Consider the following 14,686-nt stretch of genomic DNA (forward strand, 5'->3'; position numbering starts at 1 on the left):
TCGTGTGAATACTCTCGGGGGTAGAGCACTGAATGGGCTAGGGGTCCTTACCGGATTACCAAACCCAATCAAACTCCGAATACCGAGAAGTACTGCGCGGGAGACACACGGCGGGTGCTAACGTCCGTCGTGGAGAGGGAAACAACCCTGACCTACAGCTAAGGCCCCCAATTCGTGGCTAAGTGGGAAAGGATGTGAGAATCCCAAAACAACCAGGAGGTTGGCTTAGAAGCAGCCATCCTTTAAAGAAAGCGTAACAGCTCACTGGTCTAAACAAGGGTTCTTGCGCCGAAAATGTACCGGGGCTCAAGCCACGAGCCGAAGCTTAGGATTGCGACAACCTTCGGGTTGCGCAGTGGTAGCGGAGCGTTCCGTAGGCCTGTGAAGGAGGACCCGTGAGGGCCTCTGGAGGTATCGGAAGTGAGAATGCTGACATGAGTAACGACAAACAGTGTGAGAGACACTGTCGCCGAAAGTCCAAGGGTTCCTGCGTAAAGTTAATCTGCGCAGGGTTAGCCGGCCCCTAAGGCGAGGCCGAAAGGCGTAGTCGATGGGAACCACGTTAATATTCGTGGGCCAGTGGGTGGTGACGGATTCTGTGGGTTGTCCGGAGGAATGGTTCTATCCGGGCAGCGAAGGAGTCCCAGGAAACAGCTCCAGCGTATAGACCGTACCCGAAACCGACACAGGTGGACTGGTAGAGTATACCGAGGCGCTTGAGAGAACGGTGTCGAAGGAACTAGGCAAAATGCCCTCGTAACTTCGGGAGAAGAGGGCCTCGGCTTTGGGCAACCATCGTCGAGGGGCACAGACCAGGGGGTAGCGACTGTTTACTAAAAACACAGGGCTCTGCGAAGCCGAGAGGCGACGTATAGGGTCTGACGCCTGCCCGGTGCCGGAAGGTTAAGAGGAGAGGTGCAAGCCTTGAATCGAAGCCCCGGTAAACGGCGGCCGTAACTATAACGGTCCTAAGGTAGCGAAATTCCTTGTCGGGTAAGTTCCGACCTGCACGAATGGCGTAACGACTTCCCCGCTGTCTCCGACACCGGCTCAGCGAAATTGAATTCCCCGTGAAGATGCGGGGTACCCGCGGTTAGACGGAAAGACCCCGTGCACCTTTACTACAGCTTTGCAGTGGCATTAGGGAAAGGATGTGTAGGATAGGCGGGAGGCTATGAAGCCGGGGCGCCAGCTCTGGTGGAGCCATCCTTGAAATACCGCCCTTTCGTTCTCTGATGTCTAACCGCGGTCGCGACACGATCCGGGACCCTGCATGGCGGGTAGTTTGACTGGGGCGGTCGCCTCCCAAAGAGTAACGGAGGCGCGCGATGGTGGGCTCAGGCCGGTCGGAAATCGGCTGTGGAGTGCAATGGCATAAGCCCGCCTGACTGCGAGGCCGACAAGCCGAGCAGAGACGAAAGTCGGTCATAGTGATCCGGTGGTTCCGCGTGGAAGGGCCATCGCTTAACGGATAAAAGGTACGCCGGGGATAACAGGCTGATCTCCCCCAAGAGTCCACATCGACGGGGAGGTTTGGCACCTCGATGTCGGCTCATCGCATCCTGGGGCTGGAGCAGGTCCCAAGGGTATGGCTGTTCGCCATTTAAAGCGGTACGTGAGCTGGGTTTAGAACGTCGTGAGACAGTTCGGTCCCTATCTGCCGTGGGTGTTCGAGACTTGCGAGGCGCTGTCCCTAGTACGAGAGGACCGGGATGGACGCACCTCTGGTGTACCGGTTGTGGCGCCAGCCGCATCGCCGGGTAGCTATGTGCGGACGGGATAAACGCTGAATGCATCTAAGCGTGAAACCCTCCTCAAAACCAGGTCTCGCTAGACAGGGCCGTGGCAGACCACCACGTCGATAGGCCGCAGGTGCAAGCACAGCGATGTGTTCAGCCAAGCGGTACTAATCGCCCGACCGGCTTGATCCTTCTCCTTCTCTGCCGTCCCGTGCAGCGGTCATTCCCTGCCGGGCTCACACTCACTGCCTTCAAGACTTGACCCCCAACCCCAGGCGGACTTCGACGGCCTGGTGGCTCTGGCGAGGGGTGAACACCCGATCCCATCCCGAACTCGGCCGTGAAAACCCTCAGCGCCCATGGTACTGCGTCTCAAGACGCGGGAGAGTAGGTCGCCGCCAGGCCTTCAAAGTCCGCCTCAACAACTCCGCTTCCTCTCAACGACGCCACCCCCACCATCCCCGCGGGATGGAGCAGCCCGGTAGCTCGTCAGGCTCATAACCTGAAGGTCGCAGGTTCAAATCCTGCTCCCGCAACCAACACACCGCCCATCCAAAGCCCGCCCAGGGCATGGTGCGGTCACTGTCCCAGTCCCGCATCATGGCCGTAGCGGACGACCCGCACGTTCTCCAGCGTGACGAGGCAGCTGCCGAGCATGGGCTCGGCCGCCGAGAGGAAGCGCTCGATCTTCTCCGAGGTATCCACCATCTCGATTACGAGCGGCAGATCCTCCGAGAGCCGAAGGATCTTGGAGGTGTGGAGCCGGCTCGACCTTCCGTATCCCATGGGACCGCGCAGCACCGTGGCGCCGGCAAGACCCATCTCCCGTGCCTTGAGAACGATCGCCTCGTACAGGGGGTGACCGTCGGCCTTGTCGTTCTCGCCGATGAACAGCCGCAACAGAACGGCGTCAGTGTATTGCGTCATCTGCCGATCCTTTCAGGCGATTGAGGCGGGCGCCGAGGCGGTAGCCCAGCCAGACGGCAACGAGCCAGAGCACGACTGAGCCGCCGATATTGATCGCCGCGAGCGCGAACGCCTGCCGCTCGATCAGCAGCAGCGTCTCCAGGCTGAAGATCGAAAAGGTTGTGAAGCCGCCGCAGAAGCCGGCGAGAACGAACTGACGTTTTGCCGGGCTGGCGAACACCCGCCCGTCCGGTTCGGTGAGGGTTGCATAGAGGCCGATCAGCAGCGAGCCGACGACGTTCGCCGCGAGCGTTCCCCACCCGGAGCCCGGCCCGAGGAGGTGGAGCAGACCCAGGGACACAAGGCTGCGCGCGACCGAGCCGATCATGGCACCCAGGCCGACCGCGAAGTAAATGCGGGCTTCCGTCGTCATCGCCAGGCACCCGCTGGGAGCATCAGCGTCGTCGCGACATAGGTGCCGCCCGCTGCCGAAAGGCAGAGCGCCAGGGACAGGACGATATTGCCCAGGGCGCGCGCGATCTCGCCGTTCCTGGCCAGCGCCAGAGTCTGCAGGGAGAAGGACGAGACCGTGGTGTAGCTTCCCAGGAGACCGACCACGAGCGCAGCCCACAGCGGAAAATGACGGATGGCGTGCGTGCCGGGCGTCAGCAGCAGCGCACCGAAGACACCGATCACGGCCGCTCCGGTCACGTTGACCACCATCGTGCTCCAAGGGAACGTCTCACCGAACCGGCGCGCGACGATCCCGGACACCCAGAACCGCGCCATGCCGCCGAGCCCGCCGCCGACCGCCACGAGGCAGGTGCTGATCAGCCATTCGGTCATGTCACGTCCCGCCGGCCCCTGGCGGAAGGGCCCTGCGGCCCAGGGCTCCACACGCTACAGGTCAAGCGTTCGGCTGGGGACATTGATGTGTAACCACCGTAACATCACCATTGATACATGACAGCATACTGGCCGCTGCTGACCTACGAGGCGAGCCATGACGGTCGGTGCGTTGTTCGGCCAGCACCAACACGCGGTTCCGGCCGCGCCGGAAGTTCGACTTCTCACCGATGCCAGGGCGACAACCCCGTGAGCGAAGCCGGACCCAAGGCCGACACCCGTCCGGTCTGGCGCCGGATTCCTTCCAGCATCTGGGCGCTCGGCTTCGTCTCGCTGCTCATGGACGTCTCATCGGAGATGATTCATGCCCTTCTTCCCGTCTATCTCGTCGTCGGGCTCGGCGCCACCGCGCTCACGGTCGGCATCATAGAGGGCATCGCCGAGGCGACAGCATCGATCACCAGGATCTTCTCCGGGGCGCTGAGCGACCGGATCGGCCGCCGCAAGGAACTGGCGGCGCTGGGCTACGGCCTCGCCGCCTTCACCAAGCCGATCTTCCCGCTGGCGCCGACCGTCGGCTGGCTCATCGCCGCCCGCTTCGTGGACCGCATCGGCAAGGGCATCCGGGGGGCGCCACGAGACGCGCTCGTCGCCGACATGAGCCCGCCAGAGTTGCGCGGTGCGAGCTTCGGCCTGCGCCAGTCCCTCGACACGGTCGGCGGCTTCCTGGGACCGCTGCTGGCGATCGGCCTGATGTGGCTCTTCAGCGATGACTTCGTCTCTGTCTTCTGGGTTGCCGTCATCCCGGCATTCCTCGCCTTCGGCCTGATCGTCTTCGCCGTCCGCGAGCCCAAGCGCCAGGAGGGGCTGCGGTAAGTTCGCAATCCGTTGAGCCGGCGCGAGCTTGCGGCGCTGGGGGCGAGCTACTGGTCGGTTGTCGCGGTCGCCGCTGTGTTCACGCTCGCCCGGTTCAGCGAGGCGTTCCTGATCCTGCGCGCCGAAGGCGCCGGCCTGCCGCTGATGCTCGTGCCCGCCGTGCTGGTCGTGATGAACGTCGCCTACGCGCTGTCGGCCTATCCCGCCGGCGCCCTGTCGGACCGGATGGACCGCGTCACCATCCTGGTGGTCGGCCTGGTGCTGCTCATCGCGGCGGACCTGCTTCTCGCCTTTGCCCCCACGCTGGTCGGCATCGCATGCGGCATCATTCTCTGGGGCCTGCACATGGGATTCACCCAGGGGCTGCTGGCGACGCTCGTCGCCGATGCGGCGCCCGCCGAGTTGCGCGGGACCGCCTACGGCATGTTCAACCTCGTCACCGGCATTGCGCTGCTCGCGGCCAGCGTCATTGCAGGCGCGGTCTGGGACAGCGTCGGTCCGCAGGGGACCTTCCTCGCCGGCGCCGCGTTCTGCGTCCTGACGATCTGCGGCCTCTACCCGGTGCGCAGGCGGCTCGATGGTCGCCATCGGGAGGCTGGTCTGGTCGAGAATCCCACACGCCAGGAGGACGCGAAGTCATAGTTGATCTGGGTCAATGCAAACGGCGGCGACTGTGATCATCCTTTTTCCTGCCGCGCGAACGTTCGATGATTTCGCGACTGGCTTTCGAACGTGGCCTTGCGTGGCGCCTCGATGAGAGAGGTACAGGTCATGACGACGCTTCAGGATCTCCGGCGAACGGTCTCACACTTCGTCGAGGGCAGGCGCAAGCGCAGGCAGCTGGAACGCGAATTCGAGCAGCTCGCGGCCATGGGCTCGCTTGACGCCGTTCTGGCGGATATCGGCCTCACGCGCTCGCAGATCGAGCCTCTGCTCGCGGGATCCGCCGGCTCGCGGGAACTGCTGGACCAGATGCTCGCCCGGCTCGGTATCGATGTCGCTCAATTGCCCGTCGAGAGCCTGCGCGAGATGACGTGGACCTGCACGACGTGCCCGGACAAGCACTACTGCCGTCGATGGATGGCGGATGTCGATGCGACGGACTTCCACGCCTTCTGCCCGAATGCCGCGCGGCTCGACGCCGCGCTCTCGAAGCAGCACCCGGTCCACGCATGATACCGGCGGTGGCGCAGGCCTCAGATGGCGAGATAGGAGGCGGCCGCCAGAGCGTGGGCGCGCAGCACATGCAGGAATTCATCGACGTCGACGGACTCGTCCGGCTTGGCCATGTTCCCGGGCCGACAGCCGTAGACATAGGCCGGCACGCCGTTCTGGCGCCAATGCTTGCAGTCGGTCGCGCCCAGGCCGACAGCGGAGACCGGCTCGGGTAGGCCGAGGTCGCGCACGGTCCGCTTCAGGATTCCAACCATCTCGTGCGCCGGGGGACTCACGGTCGGCTCGCAGGAGTGCGTCCAGACCGGCGTCAACCGGGCCTGCGGATACCGGCCGACGACGCGCTCGACATGGGCGACGATGAAGGCATGCGTCATGCCGACGGGCAGGCGGATGTCGGCCTCGAACCGGCAATGGCCGGGCAGCATGTTGATCTTCACGCCGCCCTGGATGACGCCGACGGAGACTGTGACCTTGTTGAGGATCGTCGAGGCGCCGGTGCCGATGCCTGCGTCGATCGCGCCAAAACCCGCCTCGATCGCGCGGCGGATCTCCTCGCTCTGCTCGACCGGCAGATTCTCGAGCTCGTAGAGGTCGCGGATGACCTCTGCGGCAATACGGATCGCATTCGGGCTCGCATGAGTGTAGGCGGCGTGTGCGCCCGGCGTATCGATCTCGACAATGATGCGCAGCGTGCCCTTCTCGCCGAAGCGAACCATGCTCGGCACGCCGGGCTCGCCGTTCAGCATGCAGTCGCCGCGGAACTCTTCGCCGAAATTCTCGATCAGCCACTGCGCGCCCCAGGTGCCGCCGGTTTCCTCGTCGGAGACGCAGGTCAAGGTCAGGCGACCGGCAAGGCGGTCACGCAGGCGGTGCAGGTAGACATACGTCCAGATCGATGCGCTGGTGCCGCACTTCATGTCGGCCACGCCGCGGCCATGCACCTTGCCGTTCTCGATGGTGCCGCTCCAGGGGTCGCGAGACCAGGCTTCGACGGCGCCGGCGGGAAAAACGTCGATGTGACCGTTGAGCACGAGATGGCGGCCGGGCCGCGAACCCTCGATGCTGCCGACCACGTTGGGCAGGTGGTCCTTGGCCGAGCGGATTTCGACGGGCACTCCCTTGCGCCGGAGGAAGCCGAGCAGGAAGTCGGCGGCCGCCCGCGTGTCGCCCGGCGGGTTCGGGCTGGGAATCGCGACGAAGGACGACAGGAAGCGGACGAGCTCGTCGCGATCCTCCTCGATCCAGGCAAGGATGGCGTCCTTCGAGGCTGGCAACGCTTGCGGCACGATCAACCTCTCGATTCTGGATGCGCTACTCGGGCAGGAGCGCCCCATCCACTATCCTGACCAGGTCGGAGAACAGAAGAGGGAACTTGTCCGCTGGATTCGAAAACGGATGATGTTCCGACGACCGACTAGACGGCGTGGTCTCTCGATGATCTTGACCGAAGGATCTTCGGCGCTTCACGGCACGTGCACCTCGACACCGAGCTGCCGGAGGATCTCCGACTGCTCGCTGTCGCTGATCTTCAGCCCGGCATAGTCGGCGAGCGCAGCCAGGTTGAGGCCTGACAGCTGGGATCCGCGAAGGTCCGCGTTGCGCAGCTTCGCCCTGTCCCACTCGACGCGGTCGAGGGCGCAGGCCAGCAGCGTGGCGTGGCTGAGGTCGGCCTCGATCAGCGAGACCTCCGACATCTTGCAGGACAGGAACTCGCAGCGCTGCAGGGACAGGCCCGACAGGTCGGCGAAGCTGAAGTTGCACTTGTCGAAGCTGGCCCTGGTCAGGATGGATCGCTTGGAGAGCGCCTTGGCGAATGTCGAGCGGGGGAAGCGCGTTCCCCTGAAGCTCGTGTCGACGGCGCTGATGCCGTAGAGATCGCAGCCTTCGAAGGCGCTGCTCGCGAGATTGCTCCTGGCGATCTCGGCGGACCGCAGGTCGCAGAACGCGAAGGTGCAGCCCTTCCTGGCTTCGGCGTCGAACAGTGTGCAGCCGACGAGGCTTGCCTTGCCCAGCCTGCAGTTGGCGAAGCGGGTCGGCTCGAAGCGGCAGTCGGTGAGCGCACAGCCCGAGAGATCAGCGCCGCGGATCGTCGGAATACGAAACAGGCAGCGCTCGAAGCGCGCTTCCGCCAGATCGAGCTGGTCGAGGGCGAGATCCGGCGACAGCAGCAGGCCGTCGAACTTGCGCTCGCCCGCGGCGATGGCCAGGAACGCCTCCCGGGAAACCGGGCGATAGGTCGGCTCCGGATTGGCCATCGCGTCAGGCTCCGCGCAGGCGCGCCGGGTCGAGCGGCCTCAGGCGCCCCGGCGCGAAGGGCGAGAGATCGACGTGGCGCGCCGCGCCGTCGAGGATCAGCTCGGCCATCGCCTCGCCGGTCGCCGGCGCGTTGAGCATGCCCCAGACGCTGTGGCCGGTCGCCACATAGACGCCATCGGCATCCGGCACCGCGCCGATCAGCGGCAGGCCGTCCTCGGTGACCGGCCGGAAGCAAGCCTGTCGCGCCCGGATCGGCATCGCGGCGAGGTCGGGCGCGATGTCCCGGCACATCGCTTCCAGTCGCATGTGCGCATCGCGATCGGCTGTCACCTCGGCAGGATCGACGGGCAGCGATCCGGCGGACGAGATCGCGCATACCCATGTCGTGCCGTCGGCACGCACGAACAGCTCGGGCGAGAGGATCTCGCCGCTCGCCTCACGGTACTCGAGGAACAGCGCCTCCGGGGCAATGTGGTGACCGCTCTCGAAGACGATGCTGTGGCCCTTGTAGGCGTAGACCGCAGGCAGCCTCAGCCACAGCGACGCAAGGATCGACCATGGTCCCATGGCGATCACCACCGCGTCGCCCTCGACGACCTCGCCGCTGCCGAGCGTCACGCCAGCGACGGCGCCCTTCCCGTCATGCGCCAGTCCCGCGACCACAGCCTGACGCAACTCCGCGCCGTGGCCTTGCGCGGCACGCATCAGGCCCGTGGTGAAGGCGCGTGGCTCGGCCGTGGCCGTGGTCTGTGACGAACCGATCTGCTGAGTGAGCGTCACCTTTCCGGACAGCCACGGCCGTCGGCCGGGGCCGCGCGCCACCCCGTCGGCGGCAGCATGGCCGGCATAGGTCGCGAGACGCTGATAGCTCCAGGGATTGCCGAGCTCGGCGGCGAGATCGGCGTGCAGTCCGAAGCTGCGCCGCGCCAGCGGGTCGAGGTCGCTGCCGCGGCACCAGTCGAGCGCCAGGAAGGCACCCGACTTGCCTGACGCGCAGCCGCCGACCTCGTGACGCTCGATGACGACAGGCCGCGCACCGCGCTTCGCGGCGTAGTAGGCGATCGCGGCGCCGATGGCGCCGCCGCCGCAGATGACGATGCGCCTGGCCAGGCTAGAACACCTTGTGCACCCAGCCGTGCGCATCGGTCGCGCGGCAGCGCTGGATGTCGATCAGCGCGGCTTTCAGCTTCTCGGTCTGCGCCGCCGAGCGGCCGTTGCCGATGACGAACTCGCCGTCCCTGGACTTCACCGTGCCGATCGGCGTCAGCACCGCCGCCGTGCCGCAGGCGAAGGACTCCTTCACCCGGCCGCTGGCGGCGTCCTTGCGCCACTGCTCGAGCGAGTAGGGCTCCTCGCGCGTCCTGATGCCCATGTCCCTGGCGACCGAGATGATCGAGGCGCGGGTGATGCCCTCGAGGATCGTGCCGCTGGTCGGCGGCGTGAGCAGGGAGCCGTCGTCGAGCACGAAGAAGACGTTCATGCCGCCCAGCTCCTCGATCCACTTGCGCTCGACGGCGTCGAGGAACACGACCTGCTCGCAGCCGTGCTTGTAGGCCTCCATCTGTGCCGTGAGGCTGGCGGCGTAGTTGCCGCCGCATTTGGCGGCGCCGGTGCCGCCGGGCGCCGCGCGCGTGTAGTCCTGCGAGACCCAGACCGAAACGGCATTGTCGCCCGACTTGAAGTAGGAGCCGACCGGCGAGGCGATCACCATGTAGAGGTACTCGGCCGACGGCTTGACGCCCAGGAAGACCTCGTTGGCGAACATGAAGGGCCGCAGATAGAGGCTGCCGTCGCCGTCGGGAATCCAGTCGCGGTCGATGCGCACCAGCTGGTTCAGCGACTCGACGAAGACGTCCTCGGGCAGCTTGGGCATGGCCAGCCGCTCGGCCGAGCGCTGGAAGCGCCGCGCGTTCTCGATCGGGCGGAACATCACCGCGCCGCCCTCGGTGGTGCGGTAGGCCTTCAGCCCCTCGAAGATCTCCTGGCTGTAGTGCAGCACGGCCGAGGCGGGATCCATCTGGATCGGGCCGCGCGGGCCGATCGTGGCGTCGTGCCATCCTTTACCCTCGGTGTAGTGGATGGTGACCATATGGTCGCTGAAGACCCGACCGAAGCCCGGATCCTTCAGGATGGCGGCGCGCTTGTCCGGCGGGGTCGGCGAGGGGTGGGGCAGGCGCTTGAATTCGACAGACGACGTCTTGGACATGGTTTTCCCGCGGTTTCGCCCCGCTTGGATGGACAACCAGCGCCGTCGCGTCAAGCCCGCGCGCATCGGTCGGGGCAGAGCACGGGCGGGAATTCTTTTCCGTGAACCGCGAAATCAAGTTACAGTTGTTACCCGTTCTTTTCTCTCGGCAACGAATGGCCAGACAAACGAAGATCCTGCCGATCGCGCTGCTCGCTTCGCTGCCGTTGGCCGCGCCGGCGCTTGCGCAGGCGCCCGTCGCCCTCGTCGAGGATGTCGGCGGCAAGCCGCAAGGCGTGGAGTTCATGGACTATGTCGCGCCCGGCAAGGTGATCAGGCTGGGACCGGGCGACTCGATCGTGCTGGGCTACCTCCGGACCTGCTGGCGCGAGAGCATTCGCGGCGGCATGGTGACGGTGGGCCACGCGCAGAGCGAAGTGCAGGGCGGCACCGTCGATCGGGTCAGGGTGGAGTGCGACGGCGGCCGGATGGAGCTGGCCGCGGCGCAGGCCAAGCAAAGCGCCGCCGCGGTGGTCCGCAAGGTGACGCCTCCCAGGAGCGTGCCCAGGCCGCAGTTCACGATCTATGGCCGCACCCCCGTCGTCGAGCTGAAGGGCGGCGGCAGGCTCGTTCTCGAACGGGTCGACGTGGCCAAGGGCGAGCGCCTGGAGGTCACCATCGCGCGCGCCGAACTCGTGCGTGGCGCCTTCTACGACCTGCTGCGGGCGGGCAAGAGCCTCAAGGCCGGCGGCATCTACCGCGCCACGGTGGGCGACCAGCAGATCGTCTTCGAGGTCGACAAGGGCGCCAAAGAGGGCGCCGAACCGCTCGCCGGCCGCCTGCTGCGCTTCCAGCCCACGAGCTGATCTTCTGTGACGCAGGCCCGGCGTTATGCGCTCGTGGTCCTGGGCCTGGCGCTGCTCGCCGGGGCGGCGGTGGCGACGCCGCCCTTCGACGGCCTGCGCGGCTGGTCGCTCGATCTGCTGACCGGTCTGCGCTGGGCCGCGTTCGGCAATCCGCACCCGCCCGAATCGTCGCCCGTCGTCGTCATCGCGCTCGACGAGGAGACCTACCGCACGCCGCCCTTCGAAGGCACGCCCAGCGTGACCTGGACGCGAGAGCTGGGCCGCGTCCTGGCGGCCACCGTCGACGGCGGCGCGGCGGTGGTCGGCTTCGACATCGTCTTCCCGGTCTCGATCGAGCAGTCGCAGATCCCGCTGGGCGACGAGACGCTGGGCGCGCGGGTGCGCGGCTTCGATCGCGACTATCTGCGGGCGCTGGCGCTCGCCGCGCGCGCCGGCAAGGTCGTGCTCGGGCAGGTGCAGCATTCCGACAAGCCGATCCGGCCGTCGCCCGGCCAGCGCGTCGCCGTCGGCCAGCAGCGCAACATCCGCGCGCTCAACGCCTACAGCGATCCCGACGATGTCGTGCGCCGCATGCCGCTGTCGTTCACCATCGACGGCGTGCGCGTGCCGTCGATGTCGGTCGAGCTCGCCAGCCGCGCGCTCGGCCAGCCCCCGGAGTGGGGATCGGACGGCGCGCTGACGCTCTCGGGCTATCGGGTTCCCAGCGCCGTGGCCAACACGCTCACCGTCAACTTCGCCGGCGGCGCCGACAACATACCGACCTATTCGCTCGCCGACCTGCGCGCCTGTGCCGAGAAGGGCGACACGGAATTCTTCCGGCGCCAGTTCGCCGGCAAGGTCGTGCTGCTGGGAACCCTGCTCGACGTCGAGGATCGCCGCATCACCTCCAAGCGCTTCGCCACCGGCGCCGAGCTGGCGCGCGCGCCGCGCTGCGTCAATCCGGTCCCGGCATCGGGCGCCGTCGCGCGGCCGACGATTTCCGGCGTCTATCTGCATGCGAGCGCGGTCAGCAACCTCATCCGACGCGATGCCGTGGTCGAGGCCGGACGACCGGTCGTCGGCGCGATCGCCTTCGTGCTGGCCGTGCTCGCGGCCGTCGCCGCGTTGTCGCTCAGCCCGGCGCGCGCGGCGCTGGCGTGGCTCGCCGGCGCCGTGCTGTGGACGGCGCTGGCGACGGCGGTGTTTCGCGGCGGCCTGGCTTTGCCGCTGCTGCAGCCTCTGGTGGCGTCGTCCGCCGTGCTGGTGCTCGCCATCGCCTGGCGCTTCATGGTGGCCGACAAGGACAAGCGCCTGTTGCGCCAGAGCTTCGCGCTCTATCTGGCGCCCGCCGTCATCGATCGCATGCTGGCCTCGAGCCGGCCGCCGGAGCTGGGCGGCGAGACGCGGATCGTCACCATCTTCTTTTCCGACGTGGCCGGCTTCTCGTCGTTCTCCGAGCGCATGCCGCCGCACGAGGTCGTGGCGCTGATGAACGAGTACCTGTCGGCGATGACCGACATCATCGAGGCCGAGGGCGGCTTCGTCGACAAGTACATCGGCGACGCCATCGTCGCGGTCTTCGGTGCGCCGGCCGAGGATGCCGGCCACGCCGCCAGCGCCGTGCGCGCCGCCCTGCGCTGCCAGGCCCGTCTCGCGGAGCTGAACGCCACGATCGATGCCTTCAGGGCGCAGCCCATCAGCCAGCGCATCGGGCTGAACTCCGGCGAGGCGCTGGTCGGCAATATCGGCTCGCGCCGGCGCTTCAACTACACCGTCATGGGCGACGCGGTGAACCTCGCCTCGCGGCTGGAGGGCGCGAACAAGTATTTCGGCACCTCGATCATCGCCTCCCAGGCGACGGTCGACCTCGCCGGCGCCGGCTTCGCCTGGCGCGAGCTCGACCTGATCCGCGTCAAGGGTCGGGCCCAGCCGGTGCGCATCCACGAAGCGCTGGCGCAGGGCGAGCCGTCGGAGCAGCAGCGCGCGCATACCGCCGCCTACGCGGCGGGCCTGGCCCACTGGCGTGCGGCGGACTTCAAGGCCGCAGCCGACGAGTTCGGTCGCAATGTGTCGGCAGACCCGGCTTCGGCGGCTTTCCACCAACGCGCGCTCAGCCTGGTGGCGAACCCGCCCGGCGCCGGCTGGGAGCCGGTCAACACGCTCGACGACAAGTAGCCGGAGCCGGTCGGCTACGCCTGGCTGCGCTTGCGCAGGAGGTGTGCACAGCCCATCAACGCCGCTGTCAGCACGATGGTGAGGGTCGACACGGCGGCGATGGTGGGGTCGATCTCGAAGCGCAGGTCGTCCCACATCCGTCGCGGCAGGGTCACGGCGCCGGTTCCTGAAATGAACAGGGCCACGATCAATTCGTCGAACGAGGTGATGAAGGCGAACAGCGCGCCGACCAGAACGCCCGGGCGGATCAGTGGCAGGGTCACCTGCCAGAAGGTGGCGCCGGGCGTGGCGCCGAGATTGAGCGCGGCCTGCTCCAGGCGCGGGTCGATGCCGGCCAGGCTTGCCGTCACGCTGGTGACGACGAAGGGCACGGCGAGGCAGGTGTGCGCCAGCACCATCGCGATAGGCGTGCCGACCAGGCCGTAGTGCGAGTAGGCATAGTAGATGCCGATCGCCACGACGATTCCCGGCACGATCAGCGGCGACAGGATCAGGCCGGTGGCGAAGATGCGCATGGCCCTGGGCAGCCGGGCGATGCCGAGAGCGGCCAGCGTGCCGAGGATCGTCGCCAGCACGACGACGGCGGCGGCCACCCACAGGCTCATCCAGGTCGGCTTCAGCCAATCGTCGTTGCCGAAATAGGCTGCGTACCAGCGCAACCCGAAGCCGGGTGGCGGAAAGGTGAGATAGGTCGCCGAAGAGAAGGACACCACCGCCACCACGACGATGGGGAAGGCGAGGAAGAACAGGATCAGGCCGACGACGCTCGTCGGAACCAGGCGTGCCAGTGTCATCGCACGCTCATCCTGAACGCGTTGCCGACGCCGGGCAGGCGGCGGGCGACGGCGAGGACGGCGAGCGCCGTGGCCAGCAGCACCGCCGACAGCGTCGCGGCATAGGCCCAGTTGAGGTGCTCGACCTGCTGGGCGATCAGCATCGAGAGCGTGATCTCGCGCGGCCCCCCGACCATCGCCGGCGTGATGTAGAAGCCCAGGGCGAGCACGAAAGTCAGCAGCGTGCCGGCGAGAACACCCGACATCGACAGCGGCAGGATCACCTGTCGGAAGGTCATCCACGGCGTGGAGCCGAGCCCTGAGGCGGCGCGGATCAGCGACGGGTCGATCTGCCTGAGCGCGTTGGCGATCGGCAGGATCATGTAGGGCAGGAGGATGTGGATCATGGCGATCTGCGTCGCCACCGGCGTATTGAGAATGCGGATCGGCCGGTCGATCACGCCCAGCGCGAGGAGGGCGTCGTTGACCAGCCCATGGCGGCCGAGCAGCACCATCCAGGCGTAGCTGCGGACCAGGACGCTGGTCCAGAACGGCAGCAGGATGACGACGAGGATGAGCGGTGCCAGACGCTTCGCCCGCACCAGTCCCAAGGCCACCGGATAGCCCAGGACCAGGCAGCCCATCGTGACGGTGATCGAGGTGCTGAAGGTGGTCCAGAAGGTCCTGGCGAACACGACGTCTTCGAACAGGGCTGTATAGTGCCCGAGCGTCCAGGTCGGATCGTTCAGGCTGCGCAGCAGCATCGCCAGCACCGGCAGGGCGTAGAACACCAGCATGTAGATCAGCAGCGGCGCGACGAGCGCCAGCGGCACCGCCTTGCGCCAGTCGAACGGCGCCGTACTGGCGCCGCTCAGCTTCAGGGTGACGGGCGGGGTTTGCACGATCTCC

General features: G+C 66.8%; 12 protein-coding genes, 1 tRNA gene, 2 rRNA genes and 1 pseudogene (1 of these 16 running past the window's edge). 7 read left to right on the forward strand and 9 right to left on the reverse strand.

The genetic code is table 11. The features are described 5' to 3' along the window. From KF889_15400 to KF889_15410, 3 genes are all read left to right on the forward strand, one after another. Positions 1-1,931, forward strand: a 23S ribosomal RNA gene (locus KF889_15400); it begins 823 nt to the left of the window's first position. A gap of 97 nt (positions 1,932-2,028) precedes the next feature. After that, positions 2,029-2,143: ribosomal RNA gene (gene rrf, locus KF889_15405) — 5S ribosomal RNA — on the forward strand. Between the two features lie 58 nt (positions 2,144-2,201). Continuing rightward, positions 2,202-2,278, forward strand: a tRNA-Met gene (locus tag KF889_15410). Positions 2,279-2,318: 40 nt separating this feature from the next. Here KF889_15410 and KF889_15415 read toward each other — a convergent pair. Genes KF889_15415 through crcB form a run of 3 tightly spaced genes read right to left on the reverse strand, consistent with a single transcriptional unit; the run spans position 2,319 to position 3,491 of the window. Then, complete coding sequence (locus tag KF889_15415) at positions 2,319-2,666, reverse strand: DUF190 domain-containing protein (protein MBX3500830.1); 348 nt, start codon at positions 2,664-2,666, stop codon at positions 2,319-2,321. Further along, positions 2,650-3,078: a CrcB family protein gene (locus KF889_15420; GenBank protein MBX3500831.1), complete on the reverse strand. Its 429-nt coding sequence runs from the start codon at positions 3,076-3,078 to the stop codon at positions 2,650-2,652. Before KF889_15420 ends, KF889_15415 begins: the two co-directional genes overlap by 17 nt. Further along, positions 3,075-3,491, reverse strand: coding sequence for a fluoride efflux transporter CrcB (gene crcB / locus KF889_15425; protein ID MBX3500832.1), 417 nt, complete (start codon positions 3,489-3,491; stop codon positions 3,075-3,077). The genes KF889_15420 and crcB overlap by 4 nt, the downstream gene beginning before the upstream one ends. Before the next feature lie 339 nt (positions 3,492-3,830). Here crcB and KF889_15430 point away from each other — a divergent pair. Together KF889_15430 and KF889_15435 are read left to right on the forward strand one after the other, a co-directional pair. Next, positions 3,831-5,009, forward strand: a pseudogene (locus tag KF889_15430) (MFS transporter). A gap of 129 nt (positions 5,010-5,138) precedes the next feature. Further along, positions 5,139-5,543: a hypothetical protein gene (locus KF889_15435; GenBank protein ID MBX3500833.1), complete on the forward strand. Its 405-nt coding sequence runs from the start codon at positions 5,139-5,141 to the stop codon at positions 5,541-5,543. 20 nt (positions 5,544-5,563) lie between these two features. On the opposite strand, the gene KF889_15440 is transcribed toward KF889_15435, so the two are convergent. The 4 genes from KF889_15440 to KF889_15455 form a co-directional block, all read right to left on the reverse strand. Beyond that, on the reverse strand, positions 5,564-6,877 hold the full coding sequence (locus KF889_15440; GenBank protein MBX3500834.1) for a M20/M25/M40 family metallo-hydrolase: 1,314 nt from the start codon (positions 6,875-6,877) through the stop codon (positions 5,564-5,566). A 129-nt stretch (positions 6,878-7,006) separates the two neighbouring features. After that, positions 7,007-7,798 (reverse strand): pentapeptide repeat-containing protein, encoded by a 792-nt coding sequence (locus KF889_15445; protein MBX3500835.1) that lies wholly within the window; start codon positions 7,796-7,798, stop codon positions 7,007-7,009. Positions 7,799-7,802: 4 nt separating this feature from the next. Beyond that, the gene (locus KF889_15450; protein ID MBX3500836.1) at positions 7,803-8,942 is read right to left on the reverse strand and encodes an FAD-binding oxidoreductase; all 1,140 of its coding nucleotides are present in this window, start codon (positions 8,940-8,942) and stop codon (positions 7,803-7,805) included. Beyond that, positions 8,911-10,005: a branched-chain amino acid aminotransferase gene (locus KF889_15455; protein MBX3500837.1), complete on the reverse strand. Its 1,095-nt coding sequence runs from the start codon at positions 10,003-10,005 to the stop codon at positions 8,911-8,913. Before KF889_15455 ends, KF889_15450 begins: the two co-directional genes overlap by 32 nt. 155 nt (positions 10,006-10,160) lie before the next feature. Between KF889_15455 and KF889_15460 the strand changes: the two genes are divergently transcribed. Both KF889_15460 and KF889_15465 read left to right on the forward strand, forming a co-directional pair. Next, the gene (locus tag KF889_15460) at positions 10,161-10,850 is read left to right on the forward strand and encodes a hypothetical protein (protein MBX3500838.1); all 690 of its coding nucleotides are present in this window, start codon (positions 10,161-10,163) and stop codon (positions 10,848-10,850) included. Between the two features lie 6 nt (positions 10,851-10,856). After that, positions 10,857-13,004 (forward strand): adenylate/guanylate cyclase domain-containing protein, encoded by a 2,148-nt coding sequence (locus KF889_15465; GenBank protein ID MBX3500839.1) that lies wholly within the window; start codon positions 10,857-10,859, stop codon positions 13,002-13,004. 14 nt (positions 13,005-13,018) lie between these two features. Here KF889_15465 and KF889_15470 read toward each other — a convergent pair whose 3' ends face one another. Both KF889_15470 and KF889_15475 read right to left on the reverse strand, forming a co-directional pair. Beyond that, a complete protein-coding gene (locus KF889_15470) occupies positions 13,019-13,798 on the reverse strand; it encodes an ABC transporter permease (GenBank protein ID MBX3500840.1) in 780 nt (259 codons plus the stop codon). After that, on the reverse strand, positions 13,795-14,574 hold the full coding sequence (locus tag KF889_15475; GenBank protein MBX3500841.1) for an ABC transporter permease: 780 nt from the start codon (positions 14,572-14,574) through the stop codon (positions 13,795-13,797). The genes KF889_15470 and KF889_15475 overlap by 4 nt, the downstream gene beginning before the upstream one ends. Between the last annotated feature and the right edge of the window lie 112 nt (positions 14,575-14,686).

The organism is Alphaproteobacteria bacterium (genome assembly GCA_019635875.1).
In the GTDB taxonomy this organism is placed as follows: Bacteria; Pseudomonadota; Alphaproteobacteria; order Reyranellales; family Reyranellaceae; genus JAFAZJ01.

Coding starts and splice junctions, on each gene's coding strand:
- KF889_15415 (MBX3500830.1), bottom strand. CDS start 2,666: ATGACGCAATACACTGACGCCGTTCTGTTGCGGCTGTTCATCGGCGAG.
- KF889_15420 (MBX3500831.1), bottom strand. CDS start 3,078: ATGACGACGGAAGCCCGCATTTACTTCGCGGTCGGCCTGGGTGCCATG.
- crcB (MBX3500832.1), bottom strand. CDS start 3,491: ATGACCGAATGGCTGATCAGCACCTGCCTCGTGGCGGTCGGCGGCGGG.
- KF889_15435 (MBX3500833.1), top strand. CDS start 5,139: ATGACGACGCTTCAGGATCTCCGGCGAACGGTCTCACACTTCGTCGAG.
- KF889_15440 (MBX3500834.1), bottom strand. CDS start 6,877: ATGGGGCGCTCCTGCCCGAGTAGCGCATCCAGAATCGAGAGGTTGATC.
- KF889_15445 (MBX3500835.1), bottom strand. CDS start 7,798: ATGGCCAATCCGGAGCCGACCTATCGCCCGGTTTCCCGGGAGGCGTTC.
- KF889_15450 (MBX3500836.1), bottom strand. CDS start 8,942: ATGCGCACGGCTGGGTGCACAAGGTGTTCTAGCCTGGCCAGGCGCATC.
- KF889_15455 (MBX3500837.1), bottom strand. CDS start 10,005: ATGTCCAAGACGTCGTCTGTCGAATTCAAGCGCCTGCCCCACCCCTCG.
- KF889_15460 (MBX3500838.1), top strand. CDS start 10,161: ATGGCCAGACAAACGAAGATCCTGCCGATCGCGCTGCTCGCTTCGCTG.
- KF889_15470 (MBX3500840.1), bottom strand. CDS start 13,798: ATGACACTGGCACGCCTGGTTCCGACGAGCGTCGTCGGCCTGATCCTG.
- KF889_15475 (MBX3500841.1), bottom strand. CDS start 14,574: ATGCTGGTGTTCTACGCCCTGCCGGTGCTGGCGATGCTGCTGCGCAGC.